The 19,034-nt window shown below is 60.6% G+C and carries 15 protein-coding genes; 8 read left to right on the forward strand and 7 right to left on the reverse strand.

The genetic code is table 11. The annotated features are described in order from the left end of the window. The first annotated feature begins 660 nt into the window (after nucleotides 1–660). From NLM32_RS07025 to NLM32_RS07035, 3 genes are all read left to right on the forward strand, one after another. Nucleotides 661–1,230, forward strand: coding sequence for a hypothetical protein (locus NLM32_RS07025; protein WP_254128495.1), 570 nt, complete (start codon nucleotides 661–663; stop codon nucleotides 1,228–1,230). A 552-nt stretch (nucleotides 1,231–1,782) separates the two neighbouring features. After that, nucleotides 1,783–2,208 carry a hypothetical protein gene (locus NLM32_RS07030; RefSeq protein ID WP_254128496.1) on the forward strand — a complete coding sequence of 142 codons (426 nt, stop codon included), beginning with the start codon at nucleotides 1,783–1,785 and terminating at the stop codon, nucleotides 2,206–2,208. Between the two features lie 555 nt (nucleotides 2,209–2,763). Then, entirely contained in the window at nucleotides 2,764–3,084 is a 321-nt protein-coding gene (locus NLM32_RS07035) for a DUF736 domain-containing protein (protein WP_254128497.1), read from the forward strand. Between the two features lie 141 nt (nucleotides 3,085–3,225). Here the strand turns inward: NLM32_RS07035 and NLM32_RS07040 are convergent. The 3 genes from NLM32_RS07040 to NLM32_RS07050 form a co-directional block, all read right to left on the reverse strand. Next, nucleotides 3,226–4,168, reverse strand: a protein-coding gene (locus tag NLM32_RS07040; protein ID WP_254128247.1) for an IS630 family transposase whose coding sequence is annotated in 2 segments (ribosomal slippage) — nucleotides 3,226–3,828 and nucleotides 3,830–4,168 — 942 coding nt in all. Because the reading frame shifts where the segments join, the coding sequence is not laid out codon by codon here. Nucleotides 4,169–4,586: 418 nt separating this feature from the next. Continuing rightward, the gene (locus tag NLM32_RS07045) at nucleotides 4,587–5,813 is read right to left on the reverse strand and encodes an IS91 family transposase (RefSeq protein ID WP_254128498.1); all 1,227 of its coding nucleotides are present in this window, start codon (nucleotides 5,811–5,813) and stop codon (nucleotides 4,587–4,589) included. 20 nt (nucleotides 5,814–5,833) lie between these two features. Then, the gene (locus tag NLM32_RS07050; RefSeq protein ID WP_254128499.1) at nucleotides 5,834–6,694 is read right to left on the reverse strand and encodes a tyrosine-type recombinase/integrase; all 861 of its coding nucleotides are present in this window, start codon (nucleotides 6,692–6,694) and stop codon (nucleotides 5,834–5,836) included. Nucleotides 6,695–7,425: 731 nt separating this feature from the next. On the opposite strand from NLM32_RS07050, the gene NLM32_RS07055 reads away from it, so the two are divergent. Further along, nucleotides 7,426–8,244 (forward strand): calcium-binding protein, encoded by an 819-nt coding sequence (locus tag NLM32_RS07055; RefSeq protein ID WP_254128500.1) that lies wholly within the window; start codon nucleotides 7,426–7,428, stop codon nucleotides 8,242–8,244. Nucleotides 8,245–9,051: 807 nt separating this feature from the next. Here NLM32_RS07055 and NLM32_RS07060 read toward each other — a convergent pair. Further along, nucleotides 9,052–10,017: a LysR family transcriptional regulator gene (locus tag NLM32_RS07060; protein ID WP_254128501.1), complete on the reverse strand. Its 966-nt coding sequence runs from the start codon at nucleotides 10,015–10,017 to the stop codon at nucleotides 9,052–9,054. A 167-nt stretch (nucleotides 10,018–10,184) separates the two neighbouring features. Between NLM32_RS07060 and NLM32_RS07065 the strand changes: the two genes are divergently transcribed. Next, complete coding sequence (locus NLM32_RS07065) at nucleotides 10,185–11,258, forward strand: aromatic ring-hydroxylating dioxygenase subunit alpha (RefSeq protein WP_254128502.1); 1,074 nt, start codon at nucleotides 10,185–10,187, stop codon at nucleotides 11,256–11,258. A 10-nt stretch (nucleotides 11,259–11,268) separates the two neighbouring features. Further along, entirely contained in the window at nucleotides 11,269–12,276 is a 1,008-nt protein-coding gene (locus tag NLM32_RS07070; RefSeq protein WP_254128503.1) for a PDR/VanB family oxidoreductase, read from the forward strand. A 659-nt stretch (nucleotides 12,277–12,935) separates the two neighbouring features. Here the strand turns inward: NLM32_RS07070 and NLM32_RS07075 are convergent. Next, the gene (locus tag NLM32_RS07075; RefSeq protein WP_254128504.1) at nucleotides 12,936–15,212 is read right to left on the reverse strand and encodes a hypothetical protein; all 2,277 of its coding nucleotides are present in this window, start codon (nucleotides 15,210–15,212) and stop codon (nucleotides 12,936–12,938) included. 1,330 nt (nucleotides 15,213–16,542) lie between these two features. Continuing rightward, a protein-coding gene (locus tag NLM32_RS07080) for an IS630 family transposase (protein WP_254128247.1) occupies nucleotides 16,543–17,485 on the reverse strand; the annotation gives its coding sequence in 2 pieces (ribosomal slippage) (nucleotides 16,543–17,145 and nucleotides 17,147–17,485; 942 coding nt in all). Nucleotides 17,486–17,587: 102 nt separating this feature from the next. Here NLM32_RS07080 and NLM32_RS07085 point away from each other — a divergent pair. Beyond that, the gene (locus NLM32_RS07085; protein ID WP_254135234.1) at nucleotides 17,588–17,899 is read left to right on the forward strand and encodes a DUF736 family protein; all 312 of its coding nucleotides are present in this window, start codon (nucleotides 17,588–17,590) and stop codon (nucleotides 17,897–17,899) included. Between the two features lie 386 nt (nucleotides 17,900–18,285). On the opposite strand, the gene NLM32_RS07090 is transcribed toward NLM32_RS07085, so the two are convergent. After that, the gene (locus tag NLM32_RS07090) at nucleotides 18,286–18,567 is read right to left on the reverse strand and encodes a helix-turn-helix domain-containing protein (RefSeq protein WP_254128505.1); all 282 of its coding nucleotides are present in this window, start codon (nucleotides 18,565–18,567) and stop codon (nucleotides 18,286–18,288) included. Nucleotides 18,568–18,670: 103 nt separating this feature from the next. On the opposite strand from NLM32_RS07090, the gene NLM32_RS07095 reads away from it, so the two are divergent. After that, entirely contained in the window at nucleotides 18,671–18,949 is a 279-nt protein-coding gene (locus NLM32_RS07095) for a DNA -binding domain-containing protein (RefSeq protein ID WP_254128506.1), read from the forward strand. Nucleotides 18,950–19,034 lie beyond the last annotated feature (85 nt).

Below are 19,034 nucleotides of genomic sequence, written 5' to 3' on the forward strand. Positions count from 1 at the left end.
GTGCGCAATGATCCGCCGTGGCTATGCCGAGATGCGTAGACTCCACGGCGCCGAATGGGGAAACGGATAGGCAGCTGCCATCATCCGGCGAAGGCGAACAGCGGCCGCAAGCTTGCGAGAGCAAGCCAGGCCAACATGATCGCCGGATTTGACTCTGGCGCGTATTCGGCAAAGGTCGACCGGTACCAGCAAGGCGATTGTATCGGATTCTGTCAGGCGCGCCGAGTTGTGGCGAGGCGGCATCGCCAACCTTTGTTGCCGGTGGTCCGCCGGTTCCGGTTTGTGCTCACCGGCAAGTCACCTGCCGCATCATCACGACCTCGTGCTCGCCAGCACCGATGTTGCGGATGACGAGCGTCAACTGATCCCCAAAAGCGCGTGTTCGTCCGTTGCCGCCAGCTTTCCAGGTGAGTGAGCTCTGGTCCTTACAAATCGCAGCCTACGTAATGATACGGAGGTCGGCCGTCGTACTTTCTTGATCTGCGAAATGCATCGTCGTCGACATGCCATACAGACCAATCTACGATCCACAGCTCTGGCGCAGTCGCGCGCTCGCAACGCGTCTCAAAGCGGACTCGCTCAGCCCCGGCAAACCCAAAGACAGGCTCCTGAAAGTCGCGGAAGAATACGACAAGCTAGCCCGGTACGCAGAACGGTGCGATGCGCACGGAACCGACCAAGATTCCGATTCGTGTCACGATTTCTGATCGTTCTTCCGCTGTCTTGACTGAATCCTCGAGCCGCTCGCTTCGAGCCAAGACGGATGCCTTGGACAGAAACTTTGGCCTGATCTTTGCCAGTTGTTTTCCGATGCTGGCACTTCTTCGCCCGCCGATGTCGGGGCCTTCGGCGAAATCCTCCGCATCAAGCGCGTTGCCAATCCCCAACGTACGCGCCAACTGGCGCGCCGATGGTTCGGAATGCACACACTTTTGCCGACAATCGATCTTAAAAAGTCGAGAACGACCGGGGAGGCAAGCTGTATTGATTCAGGCCGAAAGAAGCGTGGTCGAGCACATGCTCGCATCATTGACAATCAGCGCGCTGCAGAGCCGGGCCGTCCCAACCCACGAACAGGTGATGCATCATTTGGAGCTTGCGTATGAAAGGGCGGGTCTGATCCCGACGCAGGCATCTACGATCAGGGTACTGGAGCGTATCTCACGTGAGATCAACAAGGCCGAGACGGTGTTGGAGTTCATCGGCCGAGGCGATGGGCACCCACACTGAGTTGACGCATGAAGGTCCATCACGCCTCGCACATCACGCGATCTGAGTGACGGAAGGAAGCAGGATGTCGAGTCCAGCTCCGGTCTAACAAGCCCATCCTGGCCTTGATCTGTGCAGCGATGCCAATCATTGTACCTTTGATGCCGTTGCGAAGGAGCCTAAGGTCGATGGGTCGAAGATCCATTCGGACGAGAGGTTTCATTCCTGTCCAGCGATGGAGCTCGCCAAAACGCGGATGTGGTGCCCGACGCACTTGCGGGTAGCGGCACTTGCGGAGGGTGAAAGGAGTTTCTAACTCTGCAAAAGCTATCGGGCTAGAACGCGATCCGGTTTGGAAGTTTGCCAAGAGCCGCTCGCAAGCGAGACCTCAATCGCTACAAAACCTGCATCTCCATATGACGCGGAGTTTGCGCCGCGACTTGATCACGTTTTGGTTCCATACAATCAGTCGCGCCGTGGTGGTGGTGGAAGGCGCAGTCCGAACTCTCTTGAGCGGGAATCACCACCGTGCTTGCCCTTGGACTTACCCTCAACCTCGTTGGGCTCGGCCTCTTGTTCTGGCTGACCTTTGCTCTCGCAGTCTACGCCCTCCCATTCTTTATTGCGGTCAGCGCTGCTGCAATGGCATTGGAGCGCGGCGCCGGGATGACTGGCGCGCTCATTGTCGTCATCATCAGTGCCGCCTCGATGCTCGCCATTGGTCAATTCGCCCATTCTATGGCGCGGCCGACCATCTTGCGCGGCATGATTGGCGGAGTATTTGCCATTCCGGCAGGCATTTCTGGATACCATGTCATGCTCGCCTTATCGCAGATCGGCGTATCCTCGCCGTTCTGGCGTGAGGCCTTCGCATGCGTCGGCGCAATCTTCATCGCCCGGAAGGCGTCGACGTCGATCACAATCTTGAGCGGGCGAGATGCGGCACCGGGCAGGTTGACCAATTCTGCGCCAACCGGCTCACTCGTCGGCGAGGCCTGAGGAATCGTCCGTGGCCGCTACATCTGGGGTGCTTTACCTCTGTGGGTGCCGAGGCCTCATTGCAGGAGCTCTTCGGCACAGGGCGGACTTCGTAGCGTCTAATCGGACTGTGCCGGCCTCATTCGGCCCTGTCACGGGCCAGTTGGCGGGACTTGGTTGCGGCTTTTTACCTGGCGGCAATGTCGCCTTTTCCCGCACACTCTTTCTTTCTCTGCGCCGTAACCTGCCGCCTTCTTGTGTTGCAAAGCGAGGTCTGCCACGTCTTTTCCCGCTTAAGCCTGTGTTCAGCGCTCGGACGCACCTCGCCTCGTTGGCTTGATCTGACCGAAGACCGTCTGCGCCTCGATCGTCTGAGACGCAATGCCGCCGGGGAGACTTTCTTCCCCTGGGCTACGCCCATTCCTCGCGAGGCAAGAAAGTCTCTCCGCCGGCATCCTCCGCTTAACGCTCCGGCCCGCGGGAAGACGCGGGTGCGTCGCCGATCGTCTTCGGCCCTCAGATCGCCATCGAGGCCGCGGTGGTCGCGGGGCTCGAAACAAACCAAGGAGAAGTGACATGGCTAGCATCGGTTCTTTCAAGAAAGTCGGCTCCGACTTCCAGGGCGAGATCGTCACGTTGAGCCTGCAGGCCAGGGGCGTCCGCATCGTCGCCGAGGCCAACCGCTCGAACGAGAACGCTCCCAGCCACCGCGTCTATGTGGGCCGGGCAGAAATCGGGGCGGCATGGTCCAAGCGCTCCGAGGAAGGTCGCGACTACCTCTCGATCAAGCTCGATGACCCCTCGTTCAACGCGCCGATCTACGCCAGCCTGTTCGACGATGAGGACGGCGAAGGTTACACGCTGCTCTGGTCGCGGCCGCGCAAGACCGGCGAGTAAGCCTCGCAACACCTACGCCCCGCCCGATCCAATCGGGAGGGGCGCTCTTTTGGTTAGAGCGCACCCAAGTCACGTGGGAGGAGGGGCTTATGGCCAAGAATAAGACCGGCATCGGCTAGAGCATTTTCCGCTTGATGTGGATCAGGCCCCGTATCCTGCATGTCGAAAGTAGTTGTCGCACTGGTCGGGCGCAAATGTCTTCATGAGCTTGCCGATCAGTTTCATGAGCGCCTTGACGGTGCGTGCCGCGCCCTTGCGCAGCGCGGTCTTCAGCTTCGAGAATGCCATTTCGATCGGGTTGAGATCGGGCGAGTAGGCCGGCAAATAGCGCACCTTGGCGCCGACCGCTTCGATCGCCTGGCGAACGCCGTCGATCTTGTGGGTACGCAGATTGTCCATGAAGACGATGTCTCTTTTGCGCAGCGTCGGCGCGAGGATCTGCTCGACATAAGCGAGGAATGACGGCCCGTCCATCGCCCCGTCGAAGACATACGGCGCCGTCAAGCCATCGATGCGCAGCGCGGCAACGAGTGTCAGCGTCTTCCAGTGGCCGTGCGGCACGCTCGCAACGAGACGCTCGCCACGCGGTGAGCGGCCGTAATGCCGTACCATCTTCGTCGTGACCGCCGTCTCGTCGATGAACACGAGGCGCGGCGCTTCAAGCTTGGATTGCTCGGCCTTCAGCTCGGCGCGCGCGGCAGCGACATCGGAGCGATCCTGTTCAGCGGCGTGCAGAGTTTTTTTTGAACGTGATGTCGTGGCGTTCGTAGAAGCGCCAGACCGATGTCGTCCCGACTTTCAGCCGCTTCTCGGACTTGAGCCGCGCGCGAATCTCTTCGAGTGTCAAGTCCGGCTCCGCGGCGATGAGATTGAGCAGCCACTGGCGATGCGCCTCGAGCGGAGAGCGGCTCTGGCCCGTGCCGGGCAATGCCGCCACACTGCCCGTCCTCGTCCAGCGCTCGATCCAGCGGATCGCGGTCGAGGCGCTGAGACCGAGCACGCGCGCGGCTTCCCGTCTGCTCTCGCCGTCTTCGACAAGTGCCACCGCACGCACTCTCAGGTCTTTCGAATATCCCTTCGCCATCGCTCGCCCCGTCGTTAAAGCCAGAGCAATCGAATCTGATTTGCGCGACCGAGGGAATCTGGAGGGTTCTGTGAGGTCGCGCTCACGCGAGGGCGCGGCAAGCGCTTATAACGCGACCTCATTGAAGCCGGATTGAACGAAGGCGCGGGAGATCATGCACGGTGGTGCGGCTATGGGGATAGTTTGAGATCGCGGGTTGCTATCGGCAGACTGCGGAGCTGACGCGGCGACGTTTTGGTTGCGCAATGGCGGCAACTTGAGACAGAGAGCATTTTACAGGCGGTCGTGGTCGAGGGCCCGCTGCGTCGAATAATCTTCATCGCGCTGTTTGGCCGCACGGATTCGGCAGCGTCTGCGATGATCGAGACGATGGGATCATAATGACGAATGATGATCGTCGTGCACGGCATGAATTGGCTCACGATGTGTCGCACCGGAACGATTGGGTTGGAGCGCCGGAACGATTGAAGCTGTGTCGAAAGCGCTCGATGATGCGCATGACGCCACCACAATCAGGACAGGCGGGAACCTTGGCCCACGTCGGAGCGTCCGAATCCACAGGCGACGGCTCGCCATCGTTTGGCGCTGTCCGCTCAGACTCGAGAAGTTTGCGGCAGAGGGCAAGTTTGATAGCGCGATGGCCGTTGGCCATGAAGCCGAAGTGGCGGATGCGATGGAAGCCATCGGGCAGCGTGTGAAGAAGGAAGCGGCGGATGAACTCGTCGGGCTTGAGCTTCATGATCTTTGTCGCGCCGTTCTGGCGGTAGTCCTTCCAGGTGAAGGCGACGTGATCCTCGTCGAGGGCGACGAGCCGGCTGTTGGCGATTGCAACGCGATGGGTATAGCGGCCGAGATAGGCCAGCACCTGCGCGGGGCCGCCGAACGGCCGTTTGGCGTAGACGACCCAGCTGATGCGCCGCATGGCGACGAGGTGAGCTGCGAAGGCGGCAGGCTCGGCCAGGGATGCGAGATCGCTGAAGAAGTTCAGGGTGCCAGCGTCGAAGGCGGCGGTCAGACGTTCGAGGAACAGGCGTCTGAACAGCCGGGCGAGCGGTTTGATGGCCAGGAAGAAGTTTGGTCGGCTGGCGATCCAGCGCGCGCCATCGGGCGAGAGGCCGCCGCCCGGCACGACGCAGTGGACGTGGGGATGGTGCGTCAGCGCCTGCCCCCAGGTGTGGAGGACGGCGACGACGCCGATCTCGGCACCGAGCCGGCGTGGATTGGCGGCGAGCGTCGACATCGCCTCGGCGGCGGCTTTGAACAGGATCGCATAAACGATGGCCTTGTTCTGAAAGGCGATCGCGGCGATCGGAGCCGGCAGTGTGAAGACGACGTGGAAATAGGGAACCGGCAGCAGGTCGGCTTCTCGCGCGGCGAGCCACGCGGCTCGGGCCGGCCCCTGACACTTCGGACAGTGCCGGTTGCGGCAAGAATTATAGGCGACGCGTGTCGTGCCGCAGTCGTCGCAAGCCTCCATGTGGCCGCCGAGCGCCTCGGTCCGGCACGCCACGATCGCGCTCATCACGCGCCGCTCGACCCGACCGAGATGACCGGCATGTACACGGCGATAGGTGTCGCCATGCTGGCGCAGAATATCGGCAATCTCGATGGCGGGCCTGTTGCAGCGGCTGTCGGGGCGGATCATCACCCGCATCCCGCCGCGGATCATCTAGGTGGCGTCACCTCCAGCGACAGGCGATCGAGCGGGCTCTGCGTTGCCCGGATCGTATCGGTGGCGACCTGCGTGTAGCGCGCTGTCGACGACAAATTATTGTGCCCGAGCAAGACCTGGATGATCCGGATATCGGTTCCGTTCTCGAGAAGATGCGTCGCGAAGCTGTGGCGCAGCGTGTGGAGCGTGACGCGCTTGGTCAGGCCCGCAGCCTTCACCGCCGACCGACAGGCGGCGTGCAACACGGTCTGATCGATCGGATGATCTTGGTCACGACCCGGGAACAGATAAAGCCGCGGCCGGGCAAGCCGCCAGTAGGTGCGCAGGATGCCCAGCAGCTGGGGCGACAGCATCACGTTGCGATCCTTCGCGCCCTTGCCGTGGCGCACCTGGATGACGCCGCGGGCGCTGTCGATGTCTTCGATCCGCAGTCCCGCGACTTCGGAGGCCCTGAGTCCGGCCGCATAGGCCGTGGTGAGCGCGGCGCGGCTCTTCAGGCTGGACACGGCCTCGAGGAACTGAACCACTTCGTCGGCGCTGAGCACGACCGGCAGCTTGCGCGGTTCTCGCGCATAGGGAATGCGCTCCGGGATGAGCGCCTCGCCAAGTGTGACGCCGTAGAAAAACCGTAGCGCACAGACGATCTGGTTCAGCGCCGGCCATGAGATGCCGGTCGAGACCAGATGCACCTGGAAGGCGCGGACATCTTCCAGCTCCAACCGATCCGGAGATTTGCCGAAATAGCGGCTGAACTTCGAAACCGCGCTGATGTAGGATCGTTGCGTCGCCGGCGACAGATTGCGGACGGTCATGTCTTCGATCATGCGGCGGCGAAGAGGGCTCAAATCGGCCATCTCAATACTCCTGTCTGAGGGGGTGGGCTCCAACACCCACATCCTCTCAGCCAGGGGGCGATCTACGCCACCTTGCCCCTCGCGCCGCGGCAGCGGCTTCGTTCAATCCCCTGTACCCTTCCGATTCACATAAAGTGGAAACCGCTCTAGCATCGGTTGGCCGGTACTACGTCTTGCGCCCGAAGGCGAACGGGGCAAGCGGACCACGAAAGACGCGGCCGAAAACGATCAGCGAAGCGAGAGGCAAGTCTAGTCTCTCAAGAACCGGAAAAATCCAACGGCGACTGCGATGTATGGCCATTCAGGCGTTAGGCATCAGGTCGCCGCTCCGCTGTCGGACTTGGGTTCCGGTTCTTAGCGACCCAAGGAAACGACATTAGTTCTCGCCTCACAAATTCTGCGAGCTTTATCGCGCGAGATTTCGATTGACGCATCAAGGAATGCGGAAAGTTACCATCCGAGAGCGTCACCGTCAGCACGATGGGGCAGGTTTCGCCCTCGCGCGCGCCTGTGGTTGCAGTTGCAATCACGAGCATTCAACTCTCATTGATGAATGGTGACAGACCCTAGATGACGGAGAATACGTGCAAGTCTAAGCCCGTGACGCGCATATGAATGCATTCGCAATGTAAATGATATCCATCAAAACAATCGATTTCTTTAGCCGTCCTAACGAGGAATACGAAGGCATCGGGCAGCGACGCGGGGGGGAATCCTAAGGAGCATTTGCGATGGAAAGGTTTATCCAGGGTGGCTCGGGTGACGATAGCCTCTTCGGCAGCAGCGGCGACGATCTGATGATGGATCCCCGGGGCAATGACTGGATCGACGGGGGGGCTGGCAACGACTGTATCTCGGCCGGCGAGGGCAATGACCGCGTCTTCGGTGGTGCCGGTAATGACCAGGTCTTCGGCGAAGAGGGCAACGACTATCTCTACGGCGGCGACTACGGCGGCAATAACCGCGACCAACCGCGCATCATCGCTGTAGACAATGACAAGCTCTACGGTGGCCCCGGCGATGATGTGCTCTTTGCCGGTGACGGCAGGGATATTCTGAGCGGTGGCTCCGGCCACGACACCTTTGTCTTCCAGTTCCACGACCCGATCCCCGGGCTCGACCCGAAGTACGGGCCGGATCCGGACAATACCAGCATCAGCGATTTCGATCCGGCGCAGGACACTCTCGCCTTTGATGCCGTGGGTCTCTATAACGACGGTTCCAGGGCGAACTTCGTCAACCACGCCAGTGAACAGCCGGGCTATCCGGTTGACACCTTTTACAGCGGAGCGGCCTCCGGTGCCAATGGCGAACACGTGGTAGTAATCACTGATCGGTCTTTCGCCTCCGGTACTCAGGCGGCGAGTGCGATCTCCGGCGAGAACGCCGGCGACATCATCGTCTACCACGATTACCAGACCCAAACCGCGAATTTGGCCTTTGTCACCTCCGCGAACCACGTGGACGAATTCGCCCATCTGGGCAGCTTTCAAGGTGTGGCCGATCTGGCCCATCTGCACCTGACCGCGTCAGACTTTACCTTCGTCTGATCGAGCCACGTCCCGCCATCTCGGCGGGATGCTTTGTGCCATCAACCTCTGGCGCGATAAGCATGCTGCCGCACCTCGACGAAGATGACTTCAAAGTTCAATGTTGCGCGCCACGATCTGTCGCGAAAGCACCAAGATACCTAAGATCGTAGCGTAGCTCGCTCAACAGCCACGGCATCATACCGAATCTCCGCCGACGTCTGCGTCATGGATCAATCATCGCGCCTGGGCTGGCTGAACGCACCACAAAGCAAATCCAACGAGGTCTTCACACTTCACGGTCGGGCGGCTAGAGGTCTATATCCGTACCTTCATCGACCTGCAGCCACAAAGCCGTAGCCCATCAAATGGGCCGTTGCGAAGCGACAGTGTCGAAAACATCTCGTGCTCAAGCGCAGGAAAGCCTCACGTCAAATCTCCCAAAAACATCATACTTGGTAGACTCGTATAACCTGCTCTCTTGATTGTTTGAACCTGTTCGATGACGAGGTCGGCGAAAGCCAAACGTGCGTTTCGTGTGGCCGGGCAAGACCGAGAAGTAAGTGTAGTGCGCCCGATCGATCCGCCCGGAAACGGCGCTCTTTGAAGCGGGCAGCAAGGCACCGGGAATATCGGTTTGTCTCGTTCCGATCCACGCGGTGTAGCGACCAGAACTCGTCCGATTGGAACCCACCGAGGCCGATCGAGCTGCCTGGAACGTTCGCCGTGTAAGAACCGTCGGCACGTCGGCGGCTTCGTGAGGACAGAGGAGGGGGGAACGAAAATTCGAAAGCAGCGGAGAGACCGACGCGCGGGCGGGCGGGCAATTCAAGTTCTCGCATCGGCGCTGCCGCGGTTGCGCCCGGACGGCGCGGCAAGAGCGGCCCTGTACGGCAGAGCGCCGGCAATTCGAGCCATGAGTTGCCTCAGCCACCGGTGGGCGGCGGAATGATGCGTCCGCGACGTCCAGGTCATCCCGATCTGAAACGGCTCGGGGAAAGGACACGACGTGGCCACGACGGATTTAGCGATATTCGAAGCGATCCGGCTTGGCACCGTCGAAATCAGATCCGTGCTGGGGAGAATGTGGGTGAGATCGGAAATGCTCGGCACCGTGACCACCTGGTTGAGCGACAGGCCGCGTTCATCCAATCCTCTGAGATAACCTGATCGCCAGGTGCCGCCATAGGTGACGACGGCGTGGCTCGCCTTGACATAGTCGTCGACACGCAGCCTCCTGCCGGCGAGAAGATGGCTGCGGTGCATGACGCACATATAGTGGTCATCCAGCAGATGGCGATGATAGAGGCTATCCTCATGCACGTCGTAGGGGCCGAGGAGAAGATCGGCCTCGCCGCGTTTGAGACACGCGATACCTTTGGCGCGCGCCGTCTTGATCTCCAGCACCAGGCGCGGCGCCCGACGCCTGATCTCGGCGATGGTGCGCGGCAGAATGATCGAGCGTTCGTAATAGTTGCAGGCGATTGTCAACCGCCCGGACGCGCTTGCGGGATCGAAATCCGTCGGCTGCATTAAGCCTTCAAAACCTTCGAGCAGGCGGCTGGCACATTCGACGATCTCGACGCAGCGGGGCGTTGGTGCGATGCCGCCGCGCTGGCGCACGAACAGCTTGTCGTGGAACGCCGCGCGCAGCCGATCCATGGTGTAGCTGATCGTCGATTGATTGGTGCCGAGTGCTTCGGCGGCCCTCGAAAACGAACCCAGTTCCGACACCAGGCGCAAGGTACGGATCGCGGCAAAATCAATCGCGAATGGATCCCAATTCTTTGCCATCTCCTCAAGACTCTCCCGGCGGAAAACGATGCGATATCGGAAGAATAGATAAGGGATATCAACTCTGTCCGATTGTCCGATAACTATTGCCAACGCAATCTGCTCGAAAGTGGGAGTTAAGACGGCAAGCCCGCGACCATCGACCGAACCATGGAGATAGCTGCCCGATGAACGCACCCAAACCCTTTCCGCTCAATGCCTGGTACGCGGCTGCATGGTGTCACGAGATCGTCCGCGAGCTTTCCGCCCGCACCATCTGCGGCAAGAACGTCGTGCTCTACCGCCGCACGGATGGCGCCGTGACAGCGTTGGAGGATGCCTGCTGGCACCGACTGCTGCCGTTGTCGCTCGGACGTCTCAAGGGCGATGACGTCATGTGCGGCTATCACGGGCTGGTCTTCAATTCGGCCGGCCGCTGTTCCTACATGCCTGCACAGAAGACGATCAATCCGTCAGCCTGCGTGCGTGCCTATCCGGTCGCTGAGCGACATCGCCTGGTCTGGCTCTGGCCCGGCGATCCCGCGCTTGCGGACCCCGACAAAATTCCGGATTTTCACTGGAACGGTGACACACAATGGGCTGGCGAGGGTGGCACGTTCTATCAGTTGAAATGCGACTATCGCCTGGTGGTCGACAACCTCATGGACCTTACGCACGAGACCTATGTGCACGCCGGCAGCATCGGTGACGAGGCGATCACGGCTGCGCCCTTCGATGTGACCCACACGGACAACACGGCGACGATGACGCGCTGGATGATCGACATCGAGCCGCCCCCGTTCTGGGGGCGCCAGCTCGCACGGCCGGGCCGCGTCGATCGCTGGCAGATCGTGACGTTTCAGGCACCGTCGGTCGTGGTCGGCGACGTCGGCGTCGCACTTACAAATACGGGCGCGCCGCTAGGCGATCGCTCGCACGGCGTCAGCGGCGCGTTCTTGGCGGCGATCACGCCCGAGACCGAGACGACCTGCCACTATTTCTGGAACTTCGTCCGAGATTATCGGAAGGATGATGTGGAACTAACGAGAGAGCTCCAGCTCGCCCACGTCAATGGCGGCGCAGGCGTCTATGATCAGGATCACAGAATCTTGGAGGCGCAGCAGGCCGCCATCGACAAGAACCCGCGTTCGCCTTTTTACGATCTCAACATCGATGCGGGCGCGCTCTGGGCACGGCGGCTGATCGACCGGATGATGGCCGGCGAACAGGACGGCGTGATCGAAGACGTTGCAGCTGAATAGGCGAAAAGTCATGGCCAAGCCGATGGAACGGATGAGTGCACGTCTTCGCGCCACGCGCGATCTCACGCCAGACGTCCGTCTTTTCGAGATCGAGCCGGATTGGCCGTTGATCAGGGTAACACCTGGCAGTCACATCAACGTCGTCGTACCGATCGACGGGCGGTCGCAGCTGCGTAGCTATTCGCTGGTAGGGCCTTGCGGGGACGGGCTCTATCGCATCGCCGTCAAACGGCTCGCTTCCAGCCGGGGCGGGTCTGTCGGCATGTGGCACCTCAAGACAGGCGAACGGCTCACGATCTCCGAGCCGAGGAACAGCTTCGAATTGAGCTACGACCGCCCGGAATATTTGCTGCTGGCCGGCGGCATCGGCATTACGCCGATCTACACAATGGCGCTGGCGCTGAAGCAAACGGGCGCGAAGTTTCGCCTGCTTTATTCAGCGCGCAGCCGTCTCGACCTGGCATTCGCGGAAGAACTTGCCCGCTACATCGGCGAACGGCTCCAGATCTTTGTCAGTGAAGAGGGACAGCGCATCGATATCGCCGGCGAGATCGCCAAATTGGATCCGCGCGGCGAGCTCTATGTGTGTGGCCCATTCGGGATGTTGGAGGCGGCAAAGCGCTTGTGGCGCGAAGCGGGCAGGCCCGCGCCGCAACTCCGCTATGAGACGTTTGGCAATGCCGGCAACATTGCGGATGCGCCGTTCAAGGTCAGGATTCCCAGGTTGGGTCTAGAAATCGACGTCCCTGCCAATCGCTCCATGCTAGAGGCGCTTGAAGATGCTGGCGTCGAGATGATTTTCGGTTGCCGGCGCGGAGAATGCGGCCTCTGCGTCCTGCCGATCTTGGAGCCGTCTGCCCAAGTCGATCATCGTGACGTCTTCTTCAGCAGTGAGGAGCGGGCGATAAACAGCAAGCTCTGCACCTGTGTCTCGCGCGCGGCTTGCAGTAGCCTAACCGTTGATACGCCAGATCGAACGCAGATCCGGCGTCATGCCTCTGACGCAAGCGTGGTCTAGGACGTGGCGTCGCAAGACCGCCATACTCTGTTTGACCTTATCACACTTCAGGGCCTCGCGGCAGAATTATCTGCGGTAGCTAGAGCTCAATAAATTCAGTCTCTCCATCAATGCGCTTGCGTGGAGATTTGTTGACGATGGTAGCGATGAGGAGAATGGGCGGTCCCCGATTCAGCATGCGCATGAGCCACACATTTGGCGAGCGTTTGCCCAACGCACCGCCCCGCTCGCTGCGATGGTCAGCAGTCTGCGCAGGGTCCGCTCATCCAGGAAAGACGTCTTGCCGAGCTTCTGCTTTCCACCCGTGGTGCGCAGCAGCGGGTGTGGAGTCCGCCACGCTGCAAAAGTTGCAGCCTTCCAAGGCTTGAGCTGTCGGCGCCGGTGCAATAAGTGCCGGAGCTGTGAGGAGCTGTGATCGGCCCAATCCTGGCGGTCATCAGCCGCTTGGCTTCTGCTACATGACTTTGGAACTGCTTTTCGGAGCTATCCCCGCGAGAATTGGCCGCGCGTTCGGCGGTGAGCGACTGGACTGCGTCTCGGAATCTTTTAGTCGACCGGCTGCTGAAGGCCCACGACCTGATCACGGGTCCCTGGCTCCGGAGTCGGAGGTCTCACACTGATGGTGTCACCACGAGGCGCTCTACCGTGGGACGCACCAACTACAAGTGTCGAGCGGCCTGCGTCGACCAGCGCTCCGCCTCAGCAAACGGATAGCCTGGGTGGTCGGTAAGGGCCGTGGTCAACAAGGATCTACAGAACACAGGCGTGAGCTTGCCGCGGTGGACCACGACGTTCTCATGCCCCGTCGCTGCCTGGGCATTTTGCCACTGCCGATTGTAGCCGCGCTGTTCATTGGACTTGACGTGGCAAGCGGCGAAGTCAGCGTCATCAAGCATCGCCAACTGCCGCGCATGTCCCGGCCGCTTCGTATGGATGTGCACCCACATCGGACTCGGCATTGCACCATTGCGCAGCGCCTTGGGTTGCAGCATGATCTCAAACAACACTCCTGGCTCGCCCTTTAGCGCGCGCGGTAGATCCGCAGGCGCCAACTCCTCGACGGACCGCAAGTGTTCAAGGTACTTTTGGGACGGAAAGGCGTAGGTCTTCATGCAATCAATCCTCGTCGTGGCCTTTCTCTCGTTCAAAGCCTTGGCCAGCCCCTGCGCCTCGGACCCCGTCGTCTTGAGCCGAACTATTTTGTCGTGCACTTCGCGCAACTGCACAGGCGTGAGGAGACCGCGACGGCGAGGCTCCTCCAACGCGGCCACACAGGCCTGAATCTCAGTGGCCTGGGTCTGCAGGCGCTTGACCACGGTGTCCACGACGTGGTCGGCGTCCTCGGGTTTCATGTGGCGCACTTGCGAGGCGGTTCTTTGCTGACCAGCCAGATCGAATTGCAAAAGTTCGTCCAAACGCTTGAGGAGTGGCGTCAGTGCCTCCATCGAGGGCGGGGCCTGCCAGATTGCCAAGTGCGACGTCGTCGACGATGATGCCCTCGCATGCGCCTCCTCCGCGCTCACGAGCTTCTTCGTTCCCAGATCCGAGAGCACGAGAACCTTGGCTGCTGGCGCCGTCTTGGACGCAGCGACCTGCGGCTGCGTCCGCCCGGCCGCCGAACTCCCGGCGCCCGCGGCCGGCGTGCGCTTGCCTTTCTCCTTCCTGCGCGCTGTCGTGCCTTCCGCCACGACAACATGGCCTTTAGTGTTGGTCGGTAGGGCAGCCCGAGCGTCGGCCGGCGGTGCAATGATGGCCACCGTGTTCGGCTGCAATGCCAGGAAGCGCATTGCCTCGTGCGCGGTGACCCAGGCGCCTTCCACGATCTTACCCAAGAGTTCCAATGGGAGATCGGCACCTGTTCCAACACCGCTTAGCTTGGCACCGATGTCGTGTAACGCGGACGCAAATTCCGAAAGCCGCTCCATGACTCCCTCCAGAACGGCGCAGTGCTCTGCATCGAGTACGCGTCCTTTGCAGTTTAGAACGGCATCGGCCGTCGAGACGAATGCGGGAAAAACATCCTCGATGAAGGTACCCAGCAGACGTATCCGCCCGTTCTCACCCATAAGGATTTCCCTCAAGGCTGGTTCGAACGTGCTCGCCTGCGGCTCAATCATGACCTGCGCGAGAGCGATCCGCGATTGCAGATGCATGCACTTTGTATTTAGTGCCCAGCCGGTGTGCAGCCGCAGTGCCGCCTCTTCGGCCTGCCGCATCTTGGCTGTTGTACCTGGTAAGTTGGCAGTGGCTGCGCAAACGGACTGCATCTGTTCCGAGCGCAATGCCTTCTTTCCCCACCACTTCATGCAGGCCGCATAGCGGTCCGCCACACTGGAAACCGCTCGGCTCAGCTGGTCGGAGGGAGCGTTGGACTGGCGCATCCGGTCGAGCACGGTGGCCGCACTCTTCCTGCTCTGCTCCAAGGTGTAGATTGTTTGGGTGGCCAGTGTGTTGCATTGGTCCGCCGCATGCAGCACCTCGTCGCGGAGGCGGCGAGCCCGATCATCGGACAGAACCCTACGCGCCACATGCGGGGGCAGGCTCGCGCGGTAGTCCAGAACGTTTGCGCCTGCCTTGACGAGCTGGTCGATCAGCTCTTGGGCCTCCGACGAGTTCCGCAATATTTGCGTGACCGCACTACGGCAACCATCAAGTTCCTCAAGCAGGCCGTCCATTTGTGGTTTTGCTGCCTCGATCTCGTCGCCTGTCGCCGAAATGGGGACCTCCGTACCCGAAGTTCGCGGCTGGCTGAGGACCGGCGCCGTTCTGTCTTGCGGCCCAGAGCGCATCCGGTCCAAGACGGAATCGAACGATTGGCTACCTTCCCGAACGGCAAGTCCTGATTCCGAGCGCGAACTGCTCGATCCCGACGTGCTGTCTGCTCGAGCAGCCTCAACCTGCGACTTGAAAGGCCGCAGCCGGCCAATGCCCGTCATATCCACCTCCGATCCAGGCGATAATGCGAAGCCTGTCGAGATAGACCGCCTGGCTGACCATTAGCTGACGAAAAGCATTCTCGCGGATACACAAAGAAATCGGAACCATCGTGCCTTCCAATTCCAAGGAAGATCCCGTGGTTTTGAGTCTTCTGCCCGGCAGACGCCGCGTCCTGATCGCAAGCAGGCCATCAGTTCCCGGCGCATCGCTGCCCGGGCTGAACGAAGAGGGACTGGTGTAGCCTTCGGCAGGTACTCGACGTGCGTACGGCGGAGTGTCGGTGGTGCCATCGCGCTCCAGTTCGTTCGCCGCGCGGCGTCCCCGTTCACGAGGATGTTCGATCGAAGACCTGGGGGTTCAGAGCCGCCCTTTCGTAGCCGCTGCCGGGGTGCGCACCGGTTCGTGATGAGTTGAGGCAGTGATCGCAGCGGCAAATGGATAATCCATTCCTTTAAGCTGTGGTCGGTCAACCATCATTCTAAATCGCGACCGTGCGCAGCTTTCGCAGGTACATCTGGAATCTGCTCCTCAAGAGCAGCGGGGGCCTGGCGAGCCCCCTCAGCCGCCCCGTTGAAGGCCCGCCGCGCCTCGTCTCATTGGGTGACCGCTCTCGCACCCACATCAAATAGATTCGGCCCGATTGATGGAGGTCGATCCTCCAGGATTGCTCGGTCGAAATCTGGTAGCAAGCTCATGAGCGCTCGATGTGCGGCCGCTTGCGCAGTTTCCGAACTTGCCACAGTGGCAAGAGCGTCGCGATAATCGCCGTACTGCCCTGATGGCTCTCTCTTCAAGACAGAGATCGTCGCTCAATGGCTGATTCCCGTTACTTCGCAGCCTAGATCAGACCGACGGCTCCAGTCGGCCCCCGTGAGCGGTCGACGGTAGATGCTCGGTCGCAACCGCTGCCCAACGGCAATGCCGTGTCGCCTTTTCCCGCACACTCTTTCTTTCTCTGCGCCGTAACCTGCCGCCTTCTTGTGTTGCAAAGCGAGGTCTGCCACGTCTTTTCCCGCTTAAGCCTGTGTTCAGCGCTCGGACGCACCTCGCCTCGTTGGCTTGATCTGACCGAAGACCGTCTGCGCCTCGATCGTCTGAGACGCAATGCCGCCGGGGAGACTTTCTTCCCCTGGGCTACGCCCATTCCTCGCGAGGCAAGAAAGTCTCTCCGCCGGCATCCTCCGCTTAACGCTCCGGCCCGCGGGAAGACGCGGGTGCGTCGCCGATCGTCTTCGGCCCTCAGATCGCCATCGAGGCCGCGGTGGTCGCGGGGCTCGAAACAAACCAAGGAGAAGTGACATGGCTAGAGCATTTTCCGCTTGATGTGGATCAGGCCCCGTATCCTGCATGTCGAAAGTAGTTGTCGCACTGGTCGGGCGCAAATGTCTTCATGAGCTTGCCGATCAGTTTCATGAGCGCCTTGACGGTGCGTGCCGCGCCCTTGCGCAGCGCGGTCTTCAGCTTCGAGAATGCCATTTCGATCGGGTTGAGATCGGGCGAGTAGGCCGGCAAATAGCGCACCTTGGCGCCGACCGCTTCGATCGCCTGGCGAACGCCGTCGATCTTGTGGGTACGCAGATTGTCCATGAAGACGATGTCTCTTTTGCGCAGCGTCGGCGCGAGGATCTGCTCGACATAAGCGAGGAATGACGGCCCGTCCATCGCCCCGTCGAAGACATACGGCGCCGTCAAGCCATCGATGCGCAGCGCGGCAACGAGTGTCAGCGTCTTCCAGTGGCCGTGCGGCACGCTCGCAACGAGACGCTCGCCACGCGGTGAGCGGCCGTAATGCCGTACCATCTTCGTCGTGACCGCCGTCTCGTCGATGAACACGAGGCGCGGCGCTTCAAGCTTGGATTGCTCGGCCTTCAGCTCGGCGCGCGCGGCAGCGACATCGGAGCGATCCTGTTCAGCGGCGTGCAGAGTTTTTTTTGAACGTGATGTCGTGGCGTTCGTAGAAGCGCCAGACCGATGTCGTCCCGACTTTCAGCCGCTTCTCGGACTTGAGCCGCGCGCGAATCTCTTCGAGTGTCAAGTCCGGCTCCGCGGCGATGAGATTGAGCAGCCACTGGCGATGCGCCTCGAGCGGAGAGCGGCTCTGGCCCGTGCCGGGCAATGCCGCCACACTGCCCGTCCTCGTCCAGCGCTCGATCCAGCGGATCGCGGTCGAGGCGCTGAGACCGAGCACGCGCGCGGCTTCCCGTCTGCTCTCGCCGTCTTCGACAAGTGCCACCGCACGCACTCTCAGGTCTTTCGAATATCCCTTCGCCATCGCTCGCCCCGTCGTTAAAGCCAGAGCAATCGAATCTGATTTGCGCGACCGAGGGAATCCCCTGTACCCTTCCGATTCACATAAAGTGGAAACCGCTCTAGCATCGGTTCTTTCAAGAAAGTCGGCTCCGACTTCCAGGGCGAGATCGTCACGTTGAGCCTGCAGGCCAGGGGCGTCCGCATCGTCGCCGAGGCCAACCGCTCGAACGAGAACGCTCCCAGCCACCGCGTCTATGTGGGCCGGGCAGAAATCGGGGCGGCATGGTCCAAGCGCTCCGAGGAAGGTCGCGACTACCTCTCGATCAAGCTCGATGACCCCTCGTTCAACGCGCCGATCTACGCCAGCCTGTTCGACGATGAGGACGGCGAAGGTTACACGCTGCTCTGGTCGCGGCCGCGCAAGACCGGCGAGTAAGCCTCGCAACACCTGCGCCCCGCCCGATCCAATCGGGCGGGGCGCTCTTTGAAGCCGACAAAAGAGATCGCTTAACGCCACTTGATCGATCCGCATTTTACTTGATTATGTGAATTTCGCTTCGCAATCTCGGGACGTGCTTTGCAAATTTCTTCATCAAGCAAACAAGATCGATGTAGCTGATGTCCGCTGGCTTGCGAGCTCGCACAGGGTCACCACAGCGCGGATTGCGCCGACCACACTTCAATCCATTGATATATTGTTCAGTAGAGCCGACGGCCTCGGCGAATTTTCTTCCGCGTGAAACCTTTCCGCTTCCGCAGCCTTTCGAAACTCTGGCCGTCCAAACTGCAATGTTTTTCAGCGACCTTATGCGAGTAGGTCCGCTATTTCTTCTTGTGACGTGAACGAGCCGGCTTGCGACCTTTGCGCAATGTCTTGTGGGATGTTGCTCCCTTGGGTGGTTGGACAAAGAACTCAGATAGATGAACACCAAGTGTTTTAGCGATCCGGTCGAGAAGATCGATTGTCGGATTCTCCTCTTGCCGCTCTACGCCGCCCAGATATGAGCGGTCAATCTCCGCATCGTAAGCCAGTTGCTCCTGCGGAATACCAAGATCCACGCGGATCCGTCGCACATTCCAGGCCACAAGCGCGCGAGCTTTCATGCGCCAAAGCAGCCATTTGGGCGGCCATCAAACCACTGGCTATAACCGATCTATTGCGGTAAGTTCACCAAATGAAGATAACGAACTCGCCGCGTGAGCTTACATGAAAGAGCCGGCGTTAGATCCTGATGTCGCGGACGCGGCGCCGAATGAATCGGAAGTGACATCCTATGACCAGCAGCATCTGGTGACGTATTGGCGACTCCTCGATGCCGAGGCGGATGGCGCTGATTGGAGCGAAGTCGCCAGGATCGTGTTGCATATCGATCCGGACCGCGAGCCAGTGCGCGCTCGCAATGCATTCGATAGCCATTTGGCACGCGCAAAATGGATGGCGGATCACGGCTACCGTGACTTGCTTCGTGTTGGCGCTCCTAGGTAGCAAAGATGCATCGTCTGGATTGCGCAGAGAGAAAGAACTTCTCCCGTTGATGGCGTGATCGACTATTTGCATCACGCGTGATGCA

Origin of the sequence: Bradyrhizobium sp. CCGUVB14, assembly GCF_024199935.1 — a bacterium.
Classification (GTDB): domain Bacteria; phylum Pseudomonadota; class Alphaproteobacteria; order Rhizobiales; family Xanthobacteraceae; genus Bradyrhizobium.

Excerpts from the sequence above, each read along its gene's own strand:
- NLM32_RS07025 (WP_254128495.1), top strand. The coding sequence starts at position 661 with ATGCGCACGGAACCGACCAAGATTCCGATTCGTGTCACGATTTCTGAT.
- NLM32_RS07035 (WP_254128497.1), top strand. The coding sequence starts at position 2,764 with ATGGCTAGCATCGGTTCTTTCAAGAAAGTCGGCTCCGACTTCCAGGGC.
- NLM32_RS07045 (WP_254128498.1), bottom strand. The coding sequence starts at position 5,813 with ATGATCCGCCCCGACAGCCGCTGCAACAGGCCCGCCATCGAGATTGCC.
- NLM32_RS07050 (WP_254128499.1), bottom strand. The coding sequence starts at position 6,694 with ATGGCCGATTTGAGCCCTCTTCGCCGCCGCATGATCGAAGACATGACC.
- NLM32_RS07055 (WP_254128500.1), top strand. The coding sequence starts at position 7,426 with ATGGAAAGGTTTATCCAGGGTGGCTCGGGTGACGATAGCCTCTTCGGC.
- NLM32_RS07060 (WP_254128501.1), bottom strand. The coding sequence starts at position 10,017 with ATGGCAAAGAATTGGGATCCATTCGCGATTGATTTTGCCGCGATCCGT.
- NLM32_RS07065 (WP_254128502.1), top strand. The coding sequence starts at position 10,185 with ATGAACGCACCCAAACCCTTTCCGCTCAATGCCTGGTACGCGGCTGCA.
- NLM32_RS07070 (WP_254128503.1), top strand. The coding sequence starts at position 11,269 with ATGGCCAAGCCGATGGAACGGATGAGTGCACGTCTTCGCGCCACGCGC.
- NLM32_RS07075 (WP_254128504.1), bottom strand. The coding sequence starts at position 15,212 with ATGACGGGCATTGGCCGGCTGCGGCCTTTCAAGTCGCAGGTTGAGGCT.
- NLM32_RS07090 (WP_254128505.1), bottom strand. The coding sequence starts at position 18,567 with ATGAAAGCTCGCGCGCTTGTGGCCTGGAATGTGCGACGGATCCGCGTG.
- NLM32_RS07095 (WP_254128506.1), top strand. The coding sequence starts at position 18,671 with ATGAAAGAGCCGGCGTTAGATCCTGATGTCGCGGACGCGGCGCCGAAT.